Genomic DNA, 22109 nt, shown 5'->3' on the forward strand with positions numbered 1-22109 from the left:
CCGAGTCCAACCATGCAACTCAACTTCATTGGCAACGCCTCCCAGGTCTCTTCCTCCGGTCTGACCATTCCCATGCTGGACCCGTCGGACGGCGCGGTGTTTGACCAGATCCAGCGCAGTAACGCGAAAGACATCGATGACGCCGTGCGCGCCGCGCGCCAGTGTTTTGACACCGTCTGGAGCAAGACCCCGGCGGCGGAACGTGGTCGCCTGCTGATGCGCCTGTCAGCGCGTGTGGCCCAGGGTGTGGACGAGCTGTGCGCGCTGGAGCAGCGTGACTGCGGCAAGCCCACGCGCCAGGCGCGCGCCGATGCGGTGGCGCTGGCGCGTTATTTCGAGTTTTATGCCGGCGCCTGTGACAAGCTGCATGGTGACACCATTCCCTACCTGGACGGCTACAGCGTGCTGACCTGGCGCGAACCGCACGGTGTCACCGGGCACGTCATCCCCTGGAATTACCCGATGCAGATTTTTGGCCGCAGCATTGGCGGCGCGTTGGCAGCGGGCAACGCCTGTGTCGTCAAGCCGGCCGAGGATGCCTGTCTGTCGCTGATCCGGGTGGCGCAAATGGCCGCCGAGGTGGGTTTTCCGGCTGGGGCGATCAACATCGTCACGGGCTACGGCCACGAGGTGGGTGATGCCCTGGCGCGCCATCCTGGCATCGACCACATCAGCTTTACCGGCAGCCCCTCGGTGGGCACGCTGATCCAGCAAGTGGCGGCGCAGCGGCATTGCCCGGTGACGCTGGAGCTGGGCGGCAAGAGCCCGCAAATCGTGTTTGCCGACGCCGACCTGGACGCGGCCTTGCCGGCCATCGTCAACGCGATCGTGCAAAACGCCGGACAAACCTGTTCGGCCGGCTCACGTTTGTTGGTGGACCAGGCCATTTACGAGCCACTGCTGGAGCGCCTGGGCGCGATGTTTGAAAAGTTGCGTGCCGGACCGGCCAGCATGGACCTGGACCTGGGGCCGCTGATACGCCAGAGCCAGCAACAACGCGTCTGGGACTTTTTGAGCGACGCCCAGGCCGACAACATCAGCATGGTGGCGCAGGGCAGTGTGGTCGATGTTGCACCCGAGACCGGGTTTTACCAGGCACCGACCTTGCTGCGTGACGTGCCGGTAGAGCATCGGCTGGCGCAGCAGGAAATTTTTGGCCCGGTGCTGTGCGCCATGGCTTTCCGCGACGAAGACCATGCCGTGGCGCTGGCCAACGCCACCCAATTCGGACTGGTGGCAGGCGTCTGGACGGCAGACGGTGCGCGCCAGTTCCGCATGGCCCGGCGCCTGCGCAGCGGCCAGGTTTTCATCAACAACTACGGCGCCGGCGGCGGTGTTGAGTTGCCGTTCGGCGGTGTCAAGTCCTCCGGCTATGGTCGTGAAAAAGGGTTTGAAGCGCTGCAGGGCTTTACCACCCTGAAAACGGTCGCCATCAAACACGGCTGACCCTTGAGTACAAAAAAAGCGTTGTTTCCAAACTGATTCAAGGAGCATTTCACATGCGCGTTCAAGACAAATCCATCATCGTCACTGGCGCCGGTCAAGGCATCGGCAAGGGCATTGCGCTGCGGCTGGCCGCCGAAGGAGCGAAAGTGATCGTCAATGACATCGACGCAGGCCTGGGCGAAAGCGTGGTGAAAGAGATCGTCGATGCCGGCGGCACGGCCTCGTTTGTGGCGGCCGATGTGACGAACTCGGCGCAGGTGAAGGCCTTGGTGGACGCTGCCGTGCAGCGCTATGGCCACCTCGACGTGATGGTGAACAATGCTGGCTGGACGCACCGCAACCGGCCCGCCCTGGAAGTCTCCGAGGACGAGTTTGACAAATGTTACGCGGTCAACGTCAAGAGCATTTACCTGGCCACGGTGCATGCCACGCCGGTGTTTCGCGCCCAGGGCGGCGGCAGTTTCATCAATATCGCGTCGACGGCGGGGGTGCGCCCGCGCCCCGGTCTCACCTGGTACAACGGCTCCAAAGGCGCGGTGATCGTCACGTCCAAGTCGCTGGCGGCCGAGCTTGGCCCCGACAACATCCGCGTCAACTGCGTCAACCCGGTATTCAACCCCGAGACCGGGCTGTCAGCCGAATTCGCCGGTGGCCCGTTGACCGATGACCGCCTGGCCAAATTCCGCGCCACGATTCCACTGGGCCGGTTTTCCACCGCGCTCGATGTCGCCAATGCCGCGCTCTACCTGGCCAGCGACGAAGCGGCCTTCATCAGCGGTGTCTGTATTGAAGTGGACGGCGGGCGCTGCGTCTGATGGCGCCTTTGGTGACGGAGCCAATAGGGGAAATCACCGAGCTGCCAATACGGTGATTTTGATATAAGTAAGGTTGGACTGATTTTTGCGTTGAGTCGTTCATCTGGCCTCGTGTGTCTCTGATGCATGAGGTGTTGTTGGAAAAACCGGTTGACCCAATCCAGGGCCGACCTCACTAAAAGGAGATCGTATGAGCTTGAGTATTCGCCGCCTCGCAGGTGGCCTTCTCTCCGGACTGGTCATGGCGATGGCTGTCAACACGGCCCACGCGCAGGCTGCCCGGCCTACCGGCCTGGTCGTCGCCGAAGACGTGGTACCCCAGACCTTCGATCCGACCCAGTCCTCGCAGATCCGCACCTGGTATGCATGGCAACTGGTCTACGAAGGCCTGGTGCGGGCAGACGCCGATGGCAGCATCGTGCCGGTACTGGCCACCAAGTGGACCGTCGACAAGGCCATGACCACCTACGAATTCACGCTGCGCGAGGGTGTCAAGTTTGCCGATGGCTCGGTCATGGGCGCCGATGACGTGGTGGCCTCCTTTCAGCGGCTGACCGAGCGCGGTCTGCCTTATGCCAAGGACCGCTTCAAGCATCTGGAGGCCGTCACCAAGGTGAATGACCGCACGGTGCGTTTCAAGCTCAAGCAGCCCGATGCGGGTTTCATGCTCAACCTGGGCAGCCCGTTTGTCGTGGGGTCGGCGATCCTCAGCGCCAAGTGGCTGCAGTCCAATGACGCCAAGCTGGCCATGATGGGCACCGGCCCGTTCCAGATGGTGTCGTACACGCCCAATACCCAGCTGGTGCTCAAGCGCAACGACAACTACTGGAACAAGGACGGCGCCGCCAAGGTCACCGACCTGACCATTCGTTACATGCCGGAGCAATCGGCCCAGATCGCGGCCCTGCGCTCGGGTCAGATCGACCTGATGTTCCCGAGTGCTGAAAGCCGGCTGCAATTGGGCAGCGCGCCTGGCATCACGACCGTGGCCGTGAGCTCGACCAACACCGTGCGACTCAACATCAATACCAACCGGGCGCCGTTCAGCAATGTGGATTTCCGCCGCGCGATGTCGCTGGCCCTGAACCGGGCCGAGATCGTGCAGGGCGCTTTCCTCGGTGAAGGCGTGCCCAGCGCGCAGGTGCCTCCTTCCTACAGCTGGGCGCCCAAGCTGTCCGAGCTGAAGTACCAGAAGCACGATGTGGCCCAGGCCAAGGCGCTGCTGACCAAGGCCGGCTACCCCAATGGCGTGGACATCACGCTCAACCACCTCGCGGGTTATGCCACCTACCTCGACCGTTTTGCCGAGGTGCTGAAGTCCCAGATGGCCCAGGTCGGCATCCGTGTGACCATCCAGGCCAACCAGAACGCGGTCTGGCTCGACAAGCAGAACCGGGCCGATTACGAGATCATGACCAACGAGTACGCCTACCAGGCCGACCCGATGTTCTACCTGATGCCGCGTCCCGGCCGCCAGGGCCCCACACCGCCCGAAATGGCCGACCTGATTGCCAAGACGCAAACCGGCTCCGCCGAGGATTACGCGGCCTCGCTGCGCAAGATCGCCGTGATGCAGGACGACCTGGTCTACCCTGACATCTCCGTGGCGGCGCGCAACGCCTGGGTGGCCCACAGTGCCAAGGTGGCGGCCGCCAAGCCGGACGCGACGCTGTCGCGTACCTTCCTCGCCAGTGTGGCCCTGAAATAGTGACCCAACCCGCCGTTTTAGAGGTTTCCCGGCTCACCACCCGCTTTGCCACCCCCCACGGCCCCATCACGGCGGTCGACGGGGTCTCTTTCCGTGTGAATCGCGGCGAGACGCTGGGTCTGGTGGGCGAGTCGGGCTCGGGCAAGAGCGTCACCGCCATGTCCATCCTGCGCCTGGTGGCGCCGCCAGGGCGCATCGAGGCCGGTGCGGTGGTGCTTGACGGCACCGACCTGATGACGCTCAACGAAGAGCAGATGCGCCAGCGCCGCGGCACCAAGGTCGGCATGGTGTTCCAGAATCCGATGACCGCGCTGAACCCGGTCTACAGCATCGGCTGGCAGATGCGCGAGGCCCTGCGCGCCCACGGGCACCAGGGCGACGCGCAAGCCACCATCACGCGGGCGCTGGCGGCCGTCGGCATGCCCGACCCCGCGCGCCAGGCGGCATCCTTCCCCCACCAGATGTCGGGCGGCATGCGCCAGCGCGTGGTGATTGCCATGGGCATGCTGCACGAACCGCAACTGCTGATTGCCGACGAGCCCACCACCGCGCTGGATGTCACCATCCAGGCGCAGGTGCTCGACCTGATGAAACACCTGACGCGCGAGCGTGGTACGGCGCTGCTGCTGATCACCCACAACATGGGCGTGATCGCGCGCATGTGCGACCGCGTGGCGGTGATGTACGCCGGTGAAATCGTCGAGGAGGCGCCGGTCGACGAGTTGTTTGCCCGGCCGCGCCATCCCTACACCCAGGGCCTGCTGCGCTCGATTCCGCGTGCGGATCAGACGCGCGGCAAGATGCCCTCGCTTGCCGGTGCGCCCCCCGACATGACACGACCCTTGCCGGGCTGCCGTTTTCGCCCCCGCTGCGAGATGGCCCGGGCGGGCTGTGAAACCCATCCCGAGCTTCGGGAGACCATGCCGGGCCATTTGGCGCGCTGCTGGATCGCCCAGGAAGCTTTTGTTCCGGAGAGCCTCTGTGGCCAGTGACGCCAAACCTTCCCTGCTTGCGGTTGAACAAGCCGTGCGGCATTTCCATATTCGTGCTTCCGGCAGTGCCGGCGCCGGCCTGCTGCGTGCCGTGGATGGTGTTTCACTGTCGCTCAACCGGGGACAGACCCTGGGCATCGTGGGCGAGTCCGGCTGCGGCAAGTCGACGCTGGCGCGCCTGGTGGTGGGCCTGTTGCCACTCACCACAGGCCGTATCCTGGTGAATGGCGGCGACCTCTGGGAGCCTGGTGCCGCGGGCCAGGAACGGCGTCGCCAGTGCCAGATGGTGTTTCAGAATCCGGCCGGATCCATGAACCCGCGACGCACGGTCGGCGCCAGTGTGGCCGAACCCCTGCAGGCGCGCGGCGTGCGCAAGACCGACGACGCGGTGGCGCAGATGCTCGAGCGCGTGGGTTTGCCGGCGCAGTTTGCCTCGCGCATGCCGCACCAGCTCTCGGGCGGTCAGCAGCAGCGCGCGTCGATTGCGCGCTCACTCATTGCCCAGCCGGCCCTGGTGGTTCATGACGAGGCCATCGCCTCGCTTGACATTTCGCTGCAAGCCCAGATTCTGAATCTGCTGGTTGAATTGCAGGAGGACATGGGCACGGCCTATCTGTTCATCAGCCATGACCTGGCCGCCGTGCAGGCGATCAGCCACCGGGTGATCGTGATGTACCTGGGTGAAATCGTGGAGTCCGCCAACACCCGGGACTTCGCCGAGCGGCCACAGCACCCGTATTCCATCGCACTGCGCGCGGCCACACTCACGCCCGACCCCGTGCTGGAGCGCCAGCGTGGCGAAATTGCGCTGCGCGGCGATGTGCCGAGTCCGATGAATCCGCCCTCGGGCTGTCGCTTTCGCACCCGTTGCCCGATGGCGCAGCCAATCTGTGCCGAGCACAAACCGCTGCTGCGCGAAGTCGGCCCGGAGCATCACGTCGCCTGTCATTTTGTTGGCCCGACCTCGACCCAGGGAGCCCTGCCATGCTGAAAGCTGTCCTGTCCAGACTGGCCTCCCTGGTGGCGGTGATGTTCGCGGTCTCGGTGCTGGTGTTTGCCATGGGGTCGTTGATCCCCGGCGACATGACCAGCGTCATCGTGGGCCAGGAGGGGGCCACCGACGAGCAGTTCGCCAAGGTGCGCCGTGACCTCGGGCTCGATCAGCCGCTGCCGGTGCAGTACGTGCGCTGGCTGGGCCAGGCGGTGCAGGGGGATCTGGGCAAGTCGCCGATCACCGGGCGTCAGGTCAGTGATGACCTGGTCAGCCAGATCCCGGTGTCGCTGGAACTCGCCATCCTGTGCCTGCTGCTGTCGACGCTGATCGGCATGCCGGCGGGCATTGTGGCGGCGGTCCATGCCAACCGGCGGCTGGATGTGGGCATCCGCACGCTGCTGCTGATCATCTTTTCGGTGCCGACCTTCGTGATCGGCATTCTGGTCCTGCTGCTGGGCTCGCATTTGGCGCCGCAATTGTTTCAGGTGGCGTTCACGCCCTGGTCGCAGGATCCGATGCTGCACTTGCGCTCCATGGCCATGCCGTTGCTGACCATCACTTTCCCGATGGCGGCCATGACCATGCAGATGACGCGCAGCGCCATGATCGAGGTGCTGTCCGAGCCCTTCATCGTGACGGCGCGCGCCGTGGGTGTTCGCAACGAGCGCATTCAGTACCTGCATGCGCTACGCAACGCCTTGCCCCCCATCGTCACCTTCATCGGTTTTCAGTTCGGTGTGATGCTCGGCGGCCTGATTGTGGTGGAGCAGATTTTCAGCCTGCCCGGCCTGGGCCGGGGCATGCTGGAGGCGATCCTGACGCGCGACTACCCGATGGTCACCGCCACCACGCTGGTCTTTGCCGGTGCCTTCGTTTTCATCAACGCGGTCATTGACCTGCTGTATCCCGTTTTAGACCCGAGGCAACGCCCCCGATGACAGCCCCTCCACTCGCCCCCTTGGCAGCTGACCTGATTGACGACATCCCCGTGCAGCGGGGCAGCAGCGTGCTGCGCGCGTTGCTGAGACACAAGGGCGGCCGGTTCGGTCTTGTGATCGTTGCGCTGTTTGTGTTCCTGGCGCTGTTCGGGCGCTTTGTCGCGCCGTATGACGCCAATGTCAGCGACTTTGCCGCCACGCTGTCCGGCCCCTCGGCGCGCCACCTGTTCGGCACCGATGAACTCGGTCGCGACACGCTCAGCCGCATCATCTCGGGCTCGGGCATCGCGGTTGCCGTGGCGCTGTTTTCTGTGGCCATCTCCATGGTTGTGGGCGTGGTGATCGGCATTGTGGCCGGCTACTTTGGCGGCTGGGTCGACACCTTGCTCAACCGCAGCCAGGACGTGCTGTTTGCCTTTCCCACGCTGCTGCTGGCGATCATCATCGTGGCGGTGCTGGGGCCGGGGCTGACCAACGCGATCGTGGCCATCGCCATCGTCTACACGCCGCGCTTCACCCGTATTGCGCGCGCCAGCGCCTTGAGCATCAACAGCGCGGAGTACCTGGATGCCGCCCGGCTGGCGGGCGTCAGCACGCCGGTGATCCTGCTGCGCCATTTTGTGCCCAACGTGCTGCCGCCGGTCATTGTGCTGGCGGCCCTGAGCATGTCCACCGCCCAGTTGGCCTATGCCTCGCTGAGTTTTTTGGGGCTCGGTGTGAGCCCGCCGCAGGCCGACTGGGGCAGCATGTTGTCCAAGGCGCGCGATTTCATCACGGTGGCGCCCTGGCTGGTCTTTTTTCCCACCGCCGCGCTGGTGTTGCTGATGCTCGCCTTCAACGTGCTGGGTGATGCCATCCGCGATGTGATGGACCCGCGCCACGCCGGCGCCGTCGCCCGTCCCGACACCGCGCTTTAGCACCAACAAGTGACTCCATGACTGAACTCTCCGTTGTCCTTCACCACAAGCTGCCGCCCGGCGTTGCCGACTTCGTGCGCAGCATCCCGGGCCTCACGCTCCACGCCCCGGCCGACGATGAGGGTGTTGCCAGCGCCCTGCAGCAAGGTGCCGAGGTGCTGGTCACCTACACCTGGCGACCTGACTTTCTGGCACCGGGTCTGAAATGGATCGCCGGCTGTGGCGCCGGCATCGAGCAGTACCCGCTGGCATCTTTACAGGCGCAGGGGGTGACGCTGACCACCGCGGCAGGCGTGCATGCCGAATGCGTGGCCGAGCATGCCTTTGCCCTGATGCTTGCGCTGACACGCCGCATCGGCGAGTCGGTGCGCAACATGACCCGTGCCCACTGGGTCGCGCTGCCCGGCGAAGAGCTGGGGGGCAAGAAGCTGGCCATTGTGGGGTTGGGCAGCATCGGGGAGGGCGTGGCCCGTCGCGCCCAGGCCTGGGGCCTGGACATGGTGGGCATCAAGCGCAACCCGGCGAACTACACCGGCTGCCTCACCGACGTGCGCCCGCCCGAGGCCTTGCCCGAGGTCTGCGCCTGGGCTGACATTGTGATGCTGTGCCTGCCGGCGCTGCCGGGCGGACGTGTGCTGATCGGCAAAGCCGAGCTGGAGCGCCTGGGTGCGGGCTGGCTGGTCAACGTCGGACGCGGCAGCCTGGTTGACGAAACCGCGCTGGTGGACGCACTACAACAGGGGCGGCTGCGCGGCGCCGGGCTGGACGTGACGCAAGTCGAGCCCTTGCCGGCCAGCTCGCCGCTGTGGGCTGATCCGTGTGTGGTCCTGAGCGCCCACAATGCCGGCGACAGTCCCGGCTTCGGGCCGCGCTGGGGGACGATCTTTGCGCACAACCTGGACGTTTTTCGCCATGGCGGTGTCTGGCGCAATGCGGTGGCCGCCAACGGAGCCCTGACATGAGCCGACAGCTGGTAATGTTGCCGCCCGTCGATGGGCTGACCGAAGCCTGGGCCGCTGCGGTGGCCAAGGCGGCACCCGGTCTGGACGTGGTCATTGCGCCCGACCGGGCGGCTGCACTGAAATACCTGCCGCAGGCGGTTGCCGCCTACGGCACGCTCGACCCCGAGCTGCTGGCCTGCGCCGACGCGCTGCAGTGGCTGCAGGCGCCGCAAGCCGCGCCGCCGACCGGCTATTTTTTCCCGGAGCTGGTGGCACACCCGGTGCAGGTGACCAACTTTCGCGGCATCTACAACGACCACGTCGCCATTCACGCGGTGGCCATGCTGTTGGCCATGGTGCGCAACCTGCACACCTACATGCGCCAGCAGCCCAGCGGCGACTGGTCGCGCCATCTGGCCGACAGCGACATCCTGCACCTGCCCGAGAGCACCGTGCTGGTGGTCGGTGTGGGCGGCATCGGCGCCGAGATTGGCCGCCAGCTGCATGTTTTTGGGGCCAGGGTGCTGGGCGTGGACCCGCGCTGCACGGTCTGCCCCGAAGGCTTTGTCGGCATGCACCCGTCCGAGGCGCTGGACAGCCTGCTGCCCGATGTGGATGCCGTGGTGCTGACGCTGCCGCACACGCCTGAGAGCGAGGGCCTGATCGATGCGCGGCGGCTGGCGCTGATGCGCCCACATGCCTTGCTGGTCAACATCGGCCGCGGCGCCACCGTCAAGCTCGACGCGCTGCTGGCGGCCCTGCAGCACAAGCGCCTGGGTGGCGCGGCGCTGGATGTGTTCGAGATCGAGCCGCTGCCGCCGGCGCACCCGCTGTGGCGCGAGCCGCGCGCGCTGCTCACGCCCCATGTGGCCGTGGTCGGTCCCTACATTCCCCAACGCCGCCTTGAAGTCCTGTGCGACAACGCGCGCCGCTTCGAAGCCGGCCTGCCGCTGCGCAATGTGGTCGACAAGGCCCTCTGGTACTGAGGAGACACGCCATGCGCGCATCCGCATTCATCTTCGGCACCGACCTCCTCGATGAGGGCCACGCGACGGTGCTCGACAACCTGCAGCAACGCGGCGGGCTCGACAGCGTGAGCTTCTCGGCCAGTTACCACGACGCCCGGGATGTGTTTCCGCACAACCCCAGGCGCCATGTCTTTCGCAATGAGGGCGACGTCACCTGGTTTCCCGTCGATCCCTCGCACTACGCCAGTGGCCTGGTGCCGCGCCAGGCGCTGGCCGCCGAAGGGGCCGACGTGCTCGCCGACCTGTGCCAGCGGGCGCAGGCGCGCGGCATGGCGGTGACGGCCTGGACCATCTTCACCCACAATTCGGTGCTCGCCACGGCCCACCCCGACTGCGCCACGCGCAATGTCTACGGCGACCCCTACCTCACCGATCTGTGCCCGGCCAATCCGCGCGTGCGCAGCTACTGCTGCGAGCTGGCGGCCGACGTCGTGCGCCGCCCGGTGCAGCGCCTGTTGGCCGAGAGCCTGCATTACCGGCCGTTGGAGCACGGCGAGCACCATGAGCGTTACCTGATCCCGCTGCCGCTGGAGGCGCGCGCCCTGATGTCGCTGTGTTTTTGCACGCACTGCCGCAGCGCGGCCACCGATGCCGGGGTTGATGTGCCCGCGTTGGCGGCGGCCATGCGCGCCGCGCTGCAGCCGGTCTGGGACGGCACGGTGCTGCCGGGCCAGGTGCTGCTGGCCGAGGCGGCGCGCGACGCCCTGAAGCAGTACGTGGCGGTCCGATGCGCCACCGTGACCAGCCTGGTGGCCGAGGTGCGCCAGGCCATCGCCCCCAGCGGCGTGCCGCTGACTTTTGTCGACCATGCCGGCACCATGGCCCATGTCATGCATGGTGTGGTGGCGGACGACGACGTGCTGTCGGCCTCGCGTCGGCTGGGCATTGACCCGGTCGCCATCGCTGCCGTGGCCGACGAGCTCTGTGTGCTGGGTTACCAGGACACGCCCGAGCGCGTGGCGGCGGTGCTGACACGCTACCGCGAGGCGCTCGGACCGCAGGCTCGCCTGTCGGTGGCGCTCAGGCCGCTGCTGCCGGATTGCCGGGACGAGGCCAACCTGCGGCAGAAAATCAGTCAGGCCGTGCAGGCCGGTGTCGACGGCATCGAGTTCTACCATTACGCCATGATGCCGCTCAACCGCCTCGACTGGATCCGCCAGGGGCTGGCGGCCGCGGGAGACTTGCCATGAAGCTGCTGGTCACCGGCGCGGCCGGTCATGTCGGGTCGCTGGCCCTGCCCGGACTCTCAGGCCGTCATGAGCTACTGCTGGTTGACCTGCGCCCGCCGGTGGGGTTGCCGCCCGGTGCGCGCTTCCAGTCGCTCAACCTGCTGGAGGCCGGCGACGCGGAACTGGAGGCGCTGTTTGCGGGCGTCGACGTGGTGGTGCACAGCGCCTACATCCCCTCGGGCGCCATCGATGTCTACAGCGCTGAGCCGCCCCAGATCGAGCGTTTTGAGGCCGAGTTCGCCAACATTCGCGTGGCACAGCGGGTCTACCGCGCCGCGCTGCAGGCCGGCGTGCGGCGTGTGGTGATGGTGTCGTCCAACCATGCCGCCGATTGGTACGAACACGCGCAGGTGCACCAGCGCCAGCGCGACATGGTTTATCCGGGCGACCTGCCGCTGGCCGACAATTTTTACGGTTGGGCCAAGGCGTCTTACGAGTTGCTGGGCCACCCCTACGCCTGCGGCAGCTTCGGGCGCCAGCTGGAGGTGGTGATGCTGCGCATTGGCTCGCCTTACCCGATCCAGGCGGCGCGCTACGAGCCCGGCGCCCCGGCAGTCGCGTCCTCGCTGCCGCGCCCCTCGGGGCTTGCCGCCTTCAAGCGCGCGCTGGGTGCCTGGCTCAGCGACCGTGATTGCGCGGCGCTGGTGCGCTGTGCCGTGGAAGCCCAGGCCATCGTGGCCGAGGGCGCGGTGCCCTGGGTCGTTGCCTACGGCATCTCCGACAACACCCGGGCCTTCTGGTCGCTGGGCTCGGCGCGGCACCAGTTGGGCTACCGCCCGCAGGACGACTCCGAGGTGGTTTACGCCGCCGATGTCCGTCGCCTGCTCATGAGTGGCGCCGCCGGAGCGGCCGGGTCGCTGGGCCTGGGCGCATGAGCATTGGCCTGTTTTTTTGACCCTCTCACCAAGGTACCTCCACCATGACTCCCTGGAAAGCCGCCCATCCCGCCGATCTTGTGAACGCCATCGACACGCCCGCACTGGTGCTCGACCTCGATGCCTTCGAGCGCAATTTGCAGCGCATGGTGGATGCGCTCAAGGGCCATCCGGTGCGACTGCGCGCCCACGCCAAGAGCCATAAATGCCCTGACATTGCGCGCCGTCAGATTGCGCTGGGTGCCATTGGCATTTGCTGTCAAAAAGTCAGCGAAGCCGCGGTGTTTGTTGAGGCCGGCATCAACGACGTGCTGGTCACCAATCAGGTGGTGGGCACTGCCAAGTTGATGCACCTGGCCGACCTGGCCCGGCGCGCGCGCATGGGGGTGCTGGTGGACGACCCGCTGCAGGTGCTGGCGCTGGCCGACGTGGCGCGCAGCCAGGGCGTGGCCATTGATGTCTATGTCGAGATCGATGTGGGTGGACGCCGCTGTGGCGTCGCGCCCGGCGCGGACGTCGCCCGCCTGGCGCGGCTGATTGCCGACCGTCCACCCTTGCGCTTTGCCGGCCTGCAGTGCTACCACGGTCCGGCGCAGCACAAACGCACAGCGCTGGAGCGGGAGCAGGCGATTGCTCAGGCGTGTGAGGCAGCCAGGATCAGTCGCTCACTGATCGAGGCCGACGGCCTGCAGGTCGAACGCATCACCGGCGCGGGCACCGGCACTTTTCTGCTGGAGCGCGACTCCGGCGTCTTCAACGAGATTCAGGCGGGCTCCTACATCTTCATGGACCGCGACTATGGCGACAACCAGCCGGGAGCCCAGGACGTGCGTTTTGAGCATGCGCTGTTTGTTCGCAGCGCCGTGCTGAGCCGCACCCAGCCCACCCGCGCAGTCCTTGACGCGGGCCTGAAGGCGTCCAGCATCGACTCAGGCATGCCCACGGTCTGGCAGCGCCCCGAGCTCAAGTACGTGAAGGCCGCCGACGACCATGGCGTGCTGGAGGTCCCGGCGGATTCTTCCCTGGCCCTGGGTGAGGCGCTGATGCTGGTGCCAGGGCATTGCGACCCCACCGTCAACCTCTACGATGAACTGGTGTGTATCCGCGGCGACCGCGTCGAGGCGATCTGGCCGATCGCCGCGCGCGGTGCCTTGCTCTGAGTTTCCCATTTTCCTCGTCCGCCGTATGACTCAAAACTTTGACCTGCTGATCCGCAACGCCACCATCGTCGATGGCACCGGAGCGGCCCGCTACAGCGGCGACCTCGGCATCCGGGGCGATCGCATTGACCGTATTGGCGACCTGTCTGGCGCCAGCGGCAGGCAGGAGATCGACCTGGCCGGCCGGGTCGCAGCGCCCGGCTTCATCGATGCCCACACCCACGACGACCGCCTGCTGTTGTCGGGCCCCGACATGGCGCCCAAGGTCAGCCAGGGCGTGACCACGGTGATCGGCGGTAACTGCGGCATTTCTCTGGCGCCCATGCCGCGTGCCATTCCGAGTCCGGTGACGCCGCCGCTGAACCTGCTCGACGACAGCGGCAACTGGTTTCGTTTCCGCAGGTTTTCCGATTATCTGGATGCGCTTCGGGCGCAGCCCGCGGCCATCAACTGCGCCATGCTGGTCGGTCACACCACGCTGCGCGTCGCCACCATGGACGACCTGTCGCGTCCTGCCTCCCGGGCTGAGATTGCCGCCATGCGGCAGTTGGTGGACGAGACCCTGACGGCCGGGGCGATCGGTGTCTCAACCGGCCTGTTTTACGAGCCCGCGTTCGCGGCGCCAACCGAGGAAATCATCGAGGTGTGCCGGCCGCTGGCCGAGCACAAGGGGGTGTATTGCACCCACATGCGCAACGAGGACGCCAAGGTGGTCGAGGCGCTGGAGGAAACTTTCCGCATTGGGCGTGCGCTGGGCGTGCCGGTGGTGATCTCGCACCACAAGGTGCAGGAGGTCGCCAATTTCGGCCGCTCCGTCGAAACCCTGGCGCTGATCCAGCAGCGCATGCGTGAGCAGCCGGTCTGTCTCGATTGTTATCCCTATACCGCGGGTTCAACCATTCTGTCGGTCAACCGCCTGCGCGGTGCCAAGCGTGTGCTGGTGAGCTGGTCCAAGGCGCTGCCGCAGTATGCCGGTCAGGACCTCGATGCCATCGCCGGGCAGCTCGGCGTCAGCCCGGAGGAGGCGGTCGAGCGCCTGAGTCCGGCCGGGGCGATCTACTTCAAGATGGACGAGGCGGATGTCCAGCGCATCCTGAAATTCGGGCCGACCATGATCGGCTCGGACGGCCTGCCGCATGATGCTGCCCCCCATCCGCGCCTGTGGGGCACCTTCCCGCGGGTGCTGGGCCATTACGGCCGGCTGCTCGGTTTGTTTTCCCTGGAGATGGCGGTGCACAAGATGACCGGCCTGACCGCCAGCAACTTCGGTTTGCGCGACCGGGGCGTCCTCCAGGAGGGCGCCTATGCCGATCTGGCCCTGTTCGATGCCGACACCGTGGATGCCGCATCAACCTACGAGTCGCCGATGGCGCAAGCCCGCGGCATCGAGGCCGTGGTGGTCAACGGCACCGTGGTCTGGCGCGACGGGCGCGCCACGGGCACCCGCCCGGGTCGGGTGCTGTGACAGGGCGCGCCATTGCCTGACCCATGTCGAACGACATCACCGATCTCCGCTTTTTTGTGGCCGTCACCGAAGGCGGATCCCTGGCCGAGGCCGCACGGCGCATGGACGTGACGGCGTCGTCCGTGTCGCAGAGGCTGCGCCAACTCGAGGCCCGGTTGGGCCTGCACCTGGTCCACCGCACCACGCGGCGTTTCAGCCTGACGGATGAGGGCGAGCTGTTTTATGCGGGCGCGGTTGGGCTGATCGCAGACCTCGATCAACTGACCGACACCTTGCGCGCGCGCTCGGGAGAGGTCGCAGGGACACTGAATGTCTGTGCTCCGCTGGGCTTTGGCAGACACCATCTGGCGGCCGCCATTGCCGACTTTCATACCCTGCACCCCCGACTGATCGTTTCCCTGTCACTCAGCGACGTGGTCACGGTGGCCGATGCCAATCGCTTTGACATGATCGTGCATATTGGCAGTCTGGCAGATTCGAACATGGTCGCCTATCCGATTGCGCCCAATGCACGCTTCGTTTGCGCGGCCCCAGACTATCTGGCCCGTCACCCGGCACCGCGCAAACCGCAGGACCTGCTGACCCACCATTGCATCGCGCTGCGTGAAAACCAGGAAGACGTGACCCTGTGGCGCTTTACGAAGAATCGCAGCGATGTGTCGGTTCGGGTGGCTGCAAATCTGAGCAGCAACGACGGTGACGTCGTGCGGCATTGGGCGCTCATGGGCAAGGGGCTGATCATGCGTTCTGAATGGGACGTCGCCGAGAGTCTGGCCACTGGCCGCCTGGTGCGCGTGCTGGAAGACTGGCGCCTGCCGGACGCCGACATTGTGGCTCTGGTGGATCGGCGCAACCGGATGGCGGCGCGCGTGAAGCTGTTCCTGACCTTCCTGCAGGACCGCTTCCGTCCCGTGCCACCTTGGCGCTGAGCAACCGGATTGGGCACGCCGCATGAACCTCGCCCATCCGGACCGCATGGGCGCCCGGGCTTGGCTCGGTGGGCGTCTGAAGTCCCCGTCATTCGTAAGAATAATTAAACTATTGATGTAGTTTTATGTAGCATATTTTTATCAATGCGGATCCTAAAATAATTTTCTCAGACTATTTTGTGTGACCGGTTGAATTACTTTTTTAGGGAGACTGTGTGATGCGTAAACGCCTTCTGCTGCTCAATGTTGTTTTTGCCGCGCTGGCCGCTGTGGCCATGCCGGGTCTCGCGGCCTATCCCGAGAAGCCGATCCGCCTGATTGTGCCGTCAGCGCCGGGTGGCGCACCCGACATTCTGATGCGCGCGCTGGCCACCCAGATGTCGCAGCAGATGGGCGTGCCCATCGTGATCGACAACAAGCCCGGTGGCTCCTACGTGATCGGCACCATGGATTTGGTGCGCGCACCGGCCGACGGCTACACGCTGGCCTACGGCAACATCGTGTCACTGGCGACCAACCGCTCCCTGCTGGCCAACGTTCCGTATGATGTGGATCGCGACCTGACGCTGGTCGGCAATGTGCTGCGGGCGGTCAACCTGATGGTGGTCAACAACAACGTGCCGGTCAATAACGTGCCTGAGCTGATCGCTTATGCGAAGAAGAATCCCGGCAAGATCGCTTATGCATCGGATGGCAACGGAACCACCGCCCACCTGGGTGTTGAGCTGTTCAAGTCCATGACCGGCACCTTCATGCTGCACGTGCCTTATCGGGCTGCGACCGCTGCCATCACCGATGTCATCAGCGGCAACGCGCAACTCATGATGGCCAATACCCCGGTCACCGGGCCGCATGTGCAGGCGGGTCGCTTGCGGGCACTGGGTATCTCGGCAGCCCAGCGTTCGCCAGCTTTCCCGGACGTGCCGACCATCGCCGAGCAGGGCGTGGCCGGTTTTGAAGTGGTGGCCTGGGGTGGCCTGGTCGGTCCGGCGAAGATGCCTGCGGATATTGTGGCGCGGATCAATGCCGAGATGCGCAAGGCGCTGGCCACTCCGGAGGTGCGGGAACGTTTCCGCGGAATGGGTATCGAGGTTGCTCCCAGCTCGCCCGATGAATTTCGTGAGCTGGCGCGTCGTGAGTCAGTCAAATGGGCCCAGGTTGTCAAGTTCTCTGGCGCCAAGGTCGATTAGGCCTGACCCCGATTTTCTTCGCCGGAGCTCATCACATGGATAGTCGTCTCATGGAAGACCGAAAGGATCTCGCAGCCGTTTTCCGCGGCGCCGCCATGTTCAGCGGACAGGCCGGGGTTTGCAGCCACTTCAGCCTGCGGGTGAGTGATGACCCTTTGCGGTTTTTGCTCAACCCTTGGGGAATGTACTTTTCCGAAGCCCGGGCCAGCGAGCTGATGCTGGTGGACGAGAACGGCGTTGACCAGGTGGGTGGCCGGGATGGCGGTTTTGCCGCCTTCAATATCCATGCGCAGGTTCATGCCATCCACCCCGAGGCGCGTTGCGTGTTGCACACGCACATGCCTTACGCGACCGCGATCACGATGCTCGACAAGGGCCGACTGGAACCCGCCTCGCAGGAGGCCTTGCGTTTTTATGACGATATCGCTTACGACGACAGCTACAACGGCCTGGCCCATGATCCGCGCGAAGGTGAGCGCATCGCCCGCCGGATGGGCAACAAACATGTGCTGTTCCTGGCGCACCATGGCGTGATCGTGGTCGGCCCATCGGTTGCCCAGGCTTTTGATCACCTGTATTACCTGGAGCGTGCGGCCCAATTGCAGGTCCTGGCCATGAGCTGCAACCGGCCGCTGAGGATGGTGCCGGATGACATTGCGCATAAAACGGTCAGCCAGTTCGGGCGTGAACGCGAGCACTGGGCCCGGCTGCATCTGGACGCGCTGCGTCGCAAGCTCGATTGCGAGCACCCCGAGTACGCAAGCTGATTGAAATAAACTTTGAAAGGAATCGACATGTCTGAAAAAAAACAACTCGGCTTTATTGGTGTCGGCCTGATGGGGCACGGTTTGGCGAAAAATTTGCTCAAACAGGGCCACGCCATGACGCTGCTGGACCATCCGGGCAACCAGCCGATCGATGACTTGATCAGCATGGGGGCACAAACGGTGGCAACGCCCAAAGCCGTGGCGGCCGCCGCCGATGTGGTCTTCATGTGTGTCACCGGATCGACCCAGGTCGAAGCCTGTGTCTATGGTGCAGACGGGCTGCTGGAAGGTTTGCGGGCCGGGGCTACCGTCGTGGACGGCACGACGGCCGATCCGGTCTCGACGGTCAAGGTGGCGGCGGCGGTGCAAGCGCGCGGCGGGCGCTATATCGATGCCCCGATGACCCGTACCTCGCAGCATGCCGAGGACGGCTGTGTCAATACCATGCTCGGTGGCGATGCCGCAACGATTGCGGAGCTCCGCCCACTGATCGAAGCCTACTCCGAGAATATTTTCATCGGAGGCGGGGTCGGCTCCGGCCACCGCATGAAGTTGCTGCACAACTACATTTCCCTGGGCACCCTGGCCCTGCTGGCGGAAGCCTACACCTGCGCCGGCAAGGCCGGGGTCGACCGCCAAGTGCTGACCCAGGTGCTGGCCACCGGCGGCGGCGACAGTGCCGTGCTGAAACGCCTGATGCCCTTTCTCGACAGCGGCGAGCCGGGCAGCATGTTGTTCTCCCTGATCAATGCGGGCAAGGATCTGCGCTACTTCACGCACATGGCAGAAGACCTGCAGGTCGGCGCTTATGTCGGGGAGGCGGTGCACCAGACCTTTATCACCGCTTCGAATGTGGGGGGGGGTGAAAAAATGATTCCCGAACTGCTCAACATCCTTTGTGGCATGCATGGCGCGCCACTGTGCGGCAAGTAACCAGTTTCTCAACAAAAGACCTCTGATGCAGGAAATTTTTGACCTTCTGATTCGCAACGCCAGCATCGTCGACGGCACGGGAGCGCCCCGTTTCGCGGGCGACATCGGCATTCGTGGCGATCGCATCGCGCGCATCGGCGATCTCTCAAAGCTGCGGGGTGCGCTGGAAATCGATCTGGCGGGTCGCATTGCGGCGCCGGGCTTCATCGACGCGCACACCCACGACGACCGATTCATGCTGTCCAACCCCGATATGACGCCGAAGGTCAGTCAGGGCGTGACCACGGTGATCGGCGGCAACTGCGGCGTCTCGCTGGCGCCCATGCCGCGCCCGATTCCAGACCCCGTCACGCCGCCGCTGAACCTGCTCGACGGCGAGGGCGAGTGGTTCCGTTTCCCCAGTTTTGCCGCTTACCTGGATGCGCTGCGCAGCGCACCGGCCGCCACCAACTGCGCCATGCTGGTGGGTCACACCACCTTGCGCGTGGCCACCATGGATGACCTGACGCAGCCAGCGACGGCGGCCGAAATTGACGCCATGCGCGAACTGGTCGATGCGGCCATGCGCGCCGGCGCCATTGGTGTGTCCACCGGGCTTTTTTATGAGCCGGCGATTGCCGCGCCCACAGAGGAGATCATCGAGATCTGCCGCCCGCTCAAGGAATTCAACGGCCTGTACTGCACCCATATGCGCGACGAAGCCGACCGGGTGATCGACTCGCTGGAGGAAAGCTTTCGCATCGGCCGCGAGGTCGGGGTGCCGGTGGTGATCTCGCACCACAAACTGGTGGGGCAGGCGAATTACGGTCGCTCCGGGGAGACGCTGGCCTTCATCGAAAAAAACATGGCCAAGCAGCCGATCTGCCTGGACTGCTATCCCTACACCGCCGGCTCCACCATCCTGTCCGCCGACCGCGCGGCCACTGCCACACGGGTCATTGTCAGTTGGTCGAAAGCGCTGCCCGAGTATGCCGGCCAGGATCTGGCCGACATCGCGCAAAAGATGGGGGTCTCCCAGGACGAGGCAGTGCAGCGCCTGCTGCCTGCCGGCGCGATCTACTTCCGCATGGACGAAGCCGATGTGCAGCGCATTTTGAAGTTCGATCAGACCATGATTGGCTCCGACGGCCTGCCGCATGACTCGGCACCGCATCCGCGCCTGTGGGGCAGCTTTGCCCGTGTGCTGGGCCACTATGGCCGCCTGCTCGGGCTGTTCCCGCTGGAGACAGCGGTGCACAAGATGACCGGGCTGACGGCGAAGAACTTTGGCCTGAAAGACCGGGGTGTGCTCAAGGAGGGGGCCTACGCCGATTTGACCCTGTTCAACGCCGACACGGTGGATGAGGTCGCCACCTATGAAAAGCCGATTGCGCCGGCACGCGGCATCGACACGGTGATCGTCAATGGTGCCGTGGTCTGGCGCGATGGCCGTTCGACCGGCGCGCGGCCCGGGCGGGTACTGGCACGTGAAACGCAAGAAACGGAGAATTAAGATGTCAAAACAACTTCTGGAACAACTGCAGACACCGGCGCTGATTCTTGATGAGGCCCGGATGGACCGCAACATCGAACGCATGCGCAGTCAGATGCGTCGTCTCGGGGTCTCATTCCGCCCGCACGTCAAGACCAACAAGTGCATCGACGTGGCGCGCCGGTTCATGGAAACACCCGAAGGCCCGATCACGGTCTCCACCCTGCTGGAGGCCGATTACTTCGCGGCGCACGGTGTCAAGGACATCCTGTATGCCGTCTGCATTGCGCCCAATAAACTGGACCATGTGATGGCCCTGCAGGACAAGGGCGTGCGGCTATCGATTCTGCTGGACAGCATGGAGACGGCGCGGCTGCTGGTTGAACGAGCTAAGCTCGCGCAGCGTAGCTTCGACGTCCTGATCGAGGTTGATTCGGACGGTCACCGTTCGGGCGTGGCGCCCGACGCGGACGAACTGGTCGAAATTGGTCGCTTCCTCGAGGAAAACGGCATCGTGGTGAAAGGGGTGCTGACCCATGCTGGCAGCTCCTACGACTGTGCGTCCGTCGAGGCGATCCGCGCCATGGCCGAGCAGGAGCGGGCCGCGGTCGTCCATGCGGCGCAGCGCCTGCGCGCGGCCGGCCTGGCGTGCCCGGTGGTCAGCGTGGGCTCGACACCGACCGCGCTGTTCGCCGAACAGTTGGAGGGCGTGACGGAGGTGCGGGCCGGCGTGTTTGTCTTCTTCGATCTCGTGATGGCCGGCCTGAATGTCTGCCGGGTGGACGACATCGCCTTGTCGGTGCTGGCCACGGTGATCGGGCACCAGCGCGAAAAAGGCTGGACCATTCTCGATGCCGGCTGGATGGCCATGTCGCGCGACCGTGGCACGGCCAAGCAGGCGGTGGACCAGGGCTATGGCATCGTCTGTGACCTTGATGGACGGCCGTTGGACGACTTCATTCTGGTGGGTGCCAATCAGGAGCACGGCATCATGGCGCACCGCTCCGGCAAGACGGACCCGGCGCTGCATCTGCCGGTCGGCACCCAGGTCCGGATCCTGCCCAACCATGCCTGCCCCACCGCAGCGCAGTATCCCAGCTACAAGGTGCTGGGAGCCGATCACGAGATCACTGCGACCTGGCCGCGTTTCAGCGGCTGGTAAAGACAAAAAGGAAACAACATGCTGGTCATATCTGAGCAGGACGCCCGCGCCCTGGTGAGCGTGGAAGACGCCATCGCCGTCGTTGAGAAATCTTTCGCCGCCATGGCGCGCGGCTTTGCCCGCAACTACCCGGTCGTGCGCGAGCTGGTGGGCTATCAGGATGCGGTGTATGGCGTCAAGACCGGCTGCGACACCAGTGCCCCCCTGCTTGGCCTCAAGGCGGGTGGTTACTGGCCCCACAACCTGGCCAAGGGCTTGACCAATCACCAGTCCTCGACCGTGCTGTTCGATCCGGAAACGGGCCGCGCCTCGGCTCTGGTCAGCGCCAACTACCTGACCGGGGTGCGCACCGGCGCGGCCAGTGCCATCGCCACCAAGTACCTGTCACGTCCGGACAGCAGTGTGCTCGGCATCATCGGCACCGGCGTTCAGTCGGCCTACCAGTTGCGTGCGACGCTGGCTGTGCGCCCCGTTCGCACGGTCTATGCGTGGGACCCGTCCCCGGAAAACCTCGTGACCTTTGGCCGCACGGTGGCCGAGTTGGGGCTGGCCTATGCGCCGCAAACCGACTGTCAGGCGGTGGCGGCCAACGCCGACATCCTGATCACCGTGACGCCCTCGCAGCGGGCCCTGGTGGAAAAATCCTGGGTCCGTCCCGGCACCCATATCAGCGCCATGGGCGCCGACACCAAGGGCAAGCAGGAACTGGAGGCAGCGCTGGTGGCCTGCGCCGCCTTGTTCGTCGATGAGGCGGCGCAGGCCATCACCATCGGCGAATGCCAGCATGCCTTTAACGCCGGACTGATCACGGAGCAGAGCTTGCGCGGCAGCCTCGGCGCGGTCATCGCCGGCCTCTGCGAGGGGCGACGCAGCGCACAGGAAATCACCCTGTTCGATGGCACCGGCGTGGCCTTGCAGGATCTGGTGGTGGCCGATCTGGCCGTGCGCCTGGCCGCAGAGCGGGGCCTGGGCTGCCGCGTCGCGTATTGATCGGTGGCGCTGCACATGATGCCCGCCTCCCTGCTCAAGGCGAGCGTGACGAATTAATTATTGTGGAGCCTGCATTGCAAAAGAGTACTCATTTTTTCTTCAAATTGCTCGAACTGCTGATCGTGGTGTGCATGGTTGCCATGGTGATCATGGTGTTCG

General features: G+C 65.1%; 20 protein-coding genes. All 20 read left to right on the forward strand.

The features are described from left to right. Positions 1-12 precede the first annotated feature (12 nt). The 20 genes from Q7U49_RS16810 to Q7U49_RS16905 all read left to right on the forward strand — a co-directional run bounded on the left by Q7U49_RS16810 (position 13) and on the right by Q7U49_RS16905 (position 21950). Positions 13-1446, forward strand: a complete 1434-nt coding sequence (locus Q7U49_RS16810; RefSeq protein ID WP_304766446.1) for an aldehyde dehydrogenase family protein — start codon at positions 13-15, stop codon at positions 1444-1446. 53 nt (positions 1447-1499) lie between these two features. Continuing rightward, the gene (locus Q7U49_RS16815; RefSeq protein WP_304766449.1) at positions 1500-2261 is read left to right on the forward strand and encodes an SDR family oxidoreductase; all 762 of its coding nucleotides are present in this window, start codon (positions 1500-1502) and stop codon (positions 2259-2261) included. 190 nt (positions 2262-2451) lie between these two features. After that, entirely contained in the window at positions 2452-3969 is a 1518-nt protein-coding gene (locus tag Q7U49_RS16820; protein ID WP_304766451.1) for an ABC transporter substrate-binding protein, read from the forward strand. Further along, positions 3969-4961: an ABC transporter ATP-binding protein gene (locus Q7U49_RS16825; RefSeq protein WP_304766454.1), complete on the forward strand. Its 993-nt coding sequence runs from the start codon at positions 3969-3971 to the stop codon at positions 4959-4961. Before Q7U49_RS16820 ends, Q7U49_RS16825 begins: the two co-directional genes overlap by 1 nt. Further along, a complete protein-coding gene (locus Q7U49_RS16830) occupies positions 4951-5952 on the forward strand; it encodes an ABC transporter ATP-binding protein (protein WP_304766457.1) in 1002 nt (333 codons plus the stop codon). The genes Q7U49_RS16825 and Q7U49_RS16830 overlap by 11 nt, the downstream gene beginning before the upstream one ends. Further along, entirely contained in the window at positions 5946-6893 is a 948-nt protein-coding gene (locus Q7U49_RS16835; protein WP_304766460.1) for an ABC transporter permease, read from the forward strand. Before Q7U49_RS16830 ends, Q7U49_RS16835 begins: the two co-directional genes overlap by 7 nt. After that, complete coding sequence (locus tag Q7U49_RS16840) at positions 6890-7810, forward strand: ABC transporter permease (RefSeq protein WP_304766463.1); 921 nt, start codon at positions 6890-6892, stop codon at positions 7808-7810. The genes Q7U49_RS16835 and Q7U49_RS16840 overlap by 4 nt, the downstream gene beginning before the upstream one ends. Before the next feature lie 17 nt (positions 7811-7827). Further along, on the forward strand, positions 7828-8772 hold the full coding sequence (locus Q7U49_RS16845; protein WP_304766466.1) for a D-2-hydroxyacid dehydrogenase: 945 nt from the start codon (positions 7828-7830) through the stop codon (positions 8770-8772). Then, positions 8769-9737 (forward strand): D-2-hydroxyacid dehydrogenase, encoded by a 969-nt coding sequence (locus Q7U49_RS16850; protein ID WP_304766469.1) that lies wholly within the window; start codon positions 8769-8771, stop codon positions 9735-9737. Before Q7U49_RS16845 ends, Q7U49_RS16850 begins: the two co-directional genes overlap by 4 nt. Before the next feature lie 11 nt (positions 9738-9748). Then, positions 9749-10969 (forward strand): hypothetical protein, encoded by a 1221-nt coding sequence (locus tag Q7U49_RS16855; RefSeq protein ID WP_304766472.1) that lies wholly within the window; start codon positions 9749-9751, stop codon positions 10967-10969. Continuing rightward, entirely contained in the window at positions 10966-11883 is a 918-nt protein-coding gene (locus tag Q7U49_RS16860; RefSeq protein ID WP_304766475.1) for an NAD(P)-dependent oxidoreductase, read from the forward strand. Before Q7U49_RS16855 ends, Q7U49_RS16860 begins: the two co-directional genes overlap by 4 nt. A 44-nt stretch (positions 11884-11927) precedes the next feature. Then, a complete protein-coding gene (locus tag Q7U49_RS16865) occupies positions 11928-13043 on the forward strand; it encodes a DSD1 family PLP-dependent enzyme (protein ID WP_304766478.1) in 1116 nt (371 codons plus the stop codon). A 25-nt stretch (positions 13044-13068) separates the two neighbouring features. Continuing rightward, positions 13069-14508, forward strand: coding sequence for an amidohydrolase family protein (locus Q7U49_RS16870; protein WP_304766480.1), 1440 nt, complete (start codon positions 13069-13071; stop codon positions 14506-14508). A gap of 23 nt (positions 14509-14531) precedes the next feature. Further along, positions 14532-15437: a LysR family transcriptional regulator gene (locus Q7U49_RS16875; protein WP_304766483.1), complete on the forward strand. Its 906-nt coding sequence runs from the start codon at positions 14532-14534 to the stop codon at positions 15435-15437. A gap of 218 nt (positions 15438-15655) precedes the next feature. Then, the gene (locus tag Q7U49_RS16880; RefSeq protein ID WP_304766485.1) at positions 15656-16627 is read left to right on the forward strand and encodes a tripartite tricarboxylate transporter substrate binding protein; all 972 of its coding nucleotides are present in this window, start codon (positions 15656-15658) and stop codon (positions 16625-16627) included. A 35-nt stretch (positions 16628-16662) separates the two neighbouring features. Then, entirely contained in the window at positions 16663-17394 is a 732-nt protein-coding gene (locus Q7U49_RS16885; RefSeq protein ID WP_304766488.1) for an aldolase, read from the forward strand. A gap of 27 nt (positions 17395-17421) precedes the next feature. Beyond that, positions 17422-18327, forward strand: coding sequence for an NAD(P)-dependent oxidoreductase (locus Q7U49_RS16890; protein WP_304766491.1), 906 nt, complete (start codon positions 17422-17424; stop codon positions 18325-18327). Positions 18328-18352: 25 nt separating this feature from the next. Next, positions 18353-19819, forward strand: coding sequence for an amidohydrolase family protein (locus Q7U49_RS16895; protein ID WP_304766494.1), 1467 nt, complete (start codon positions 18353-18355; stop codon positions 19817-19819). Between the two features lies 1 nt (position 19820). Next, positions 19821-20960: a DSD1 family PLP-dependent enzyme gene (locus Q7U49_RS16900; protein ID WP_304766497.1), complete on the forward strand. Its 1140-nt coding sequence runs from the start codon at positions 19821-19823 to the stop codon at positions 20958-20960. Positions 20961-20978: 18 nt separating this feature from the next. Further along, the gene (locus Q7U49_RS16905) at positions 20979-21950 is read left to right on the forward strand and encodes an ornithine cyclodeaminase family protein (protein WP_304766500.1); all 972 of its coding nucleotides are present in this window, start codon (positions 20979-20981) and stop codon (positions 21948-21950) included. Positions 21951-22109: the final 159 nt, after the last annotated feature.

The sequence above is a fragment of the Rhodoferax sp. genome (assembly GCF_030653815.1).
In the GTDB taxonomy this organism is placed as follows: domain Bacteria; phylum Pseudomonadota; class Gammaproteobacteria; order Burkholderiales; family Burkholderiaceae_C; genus Rhodoferax.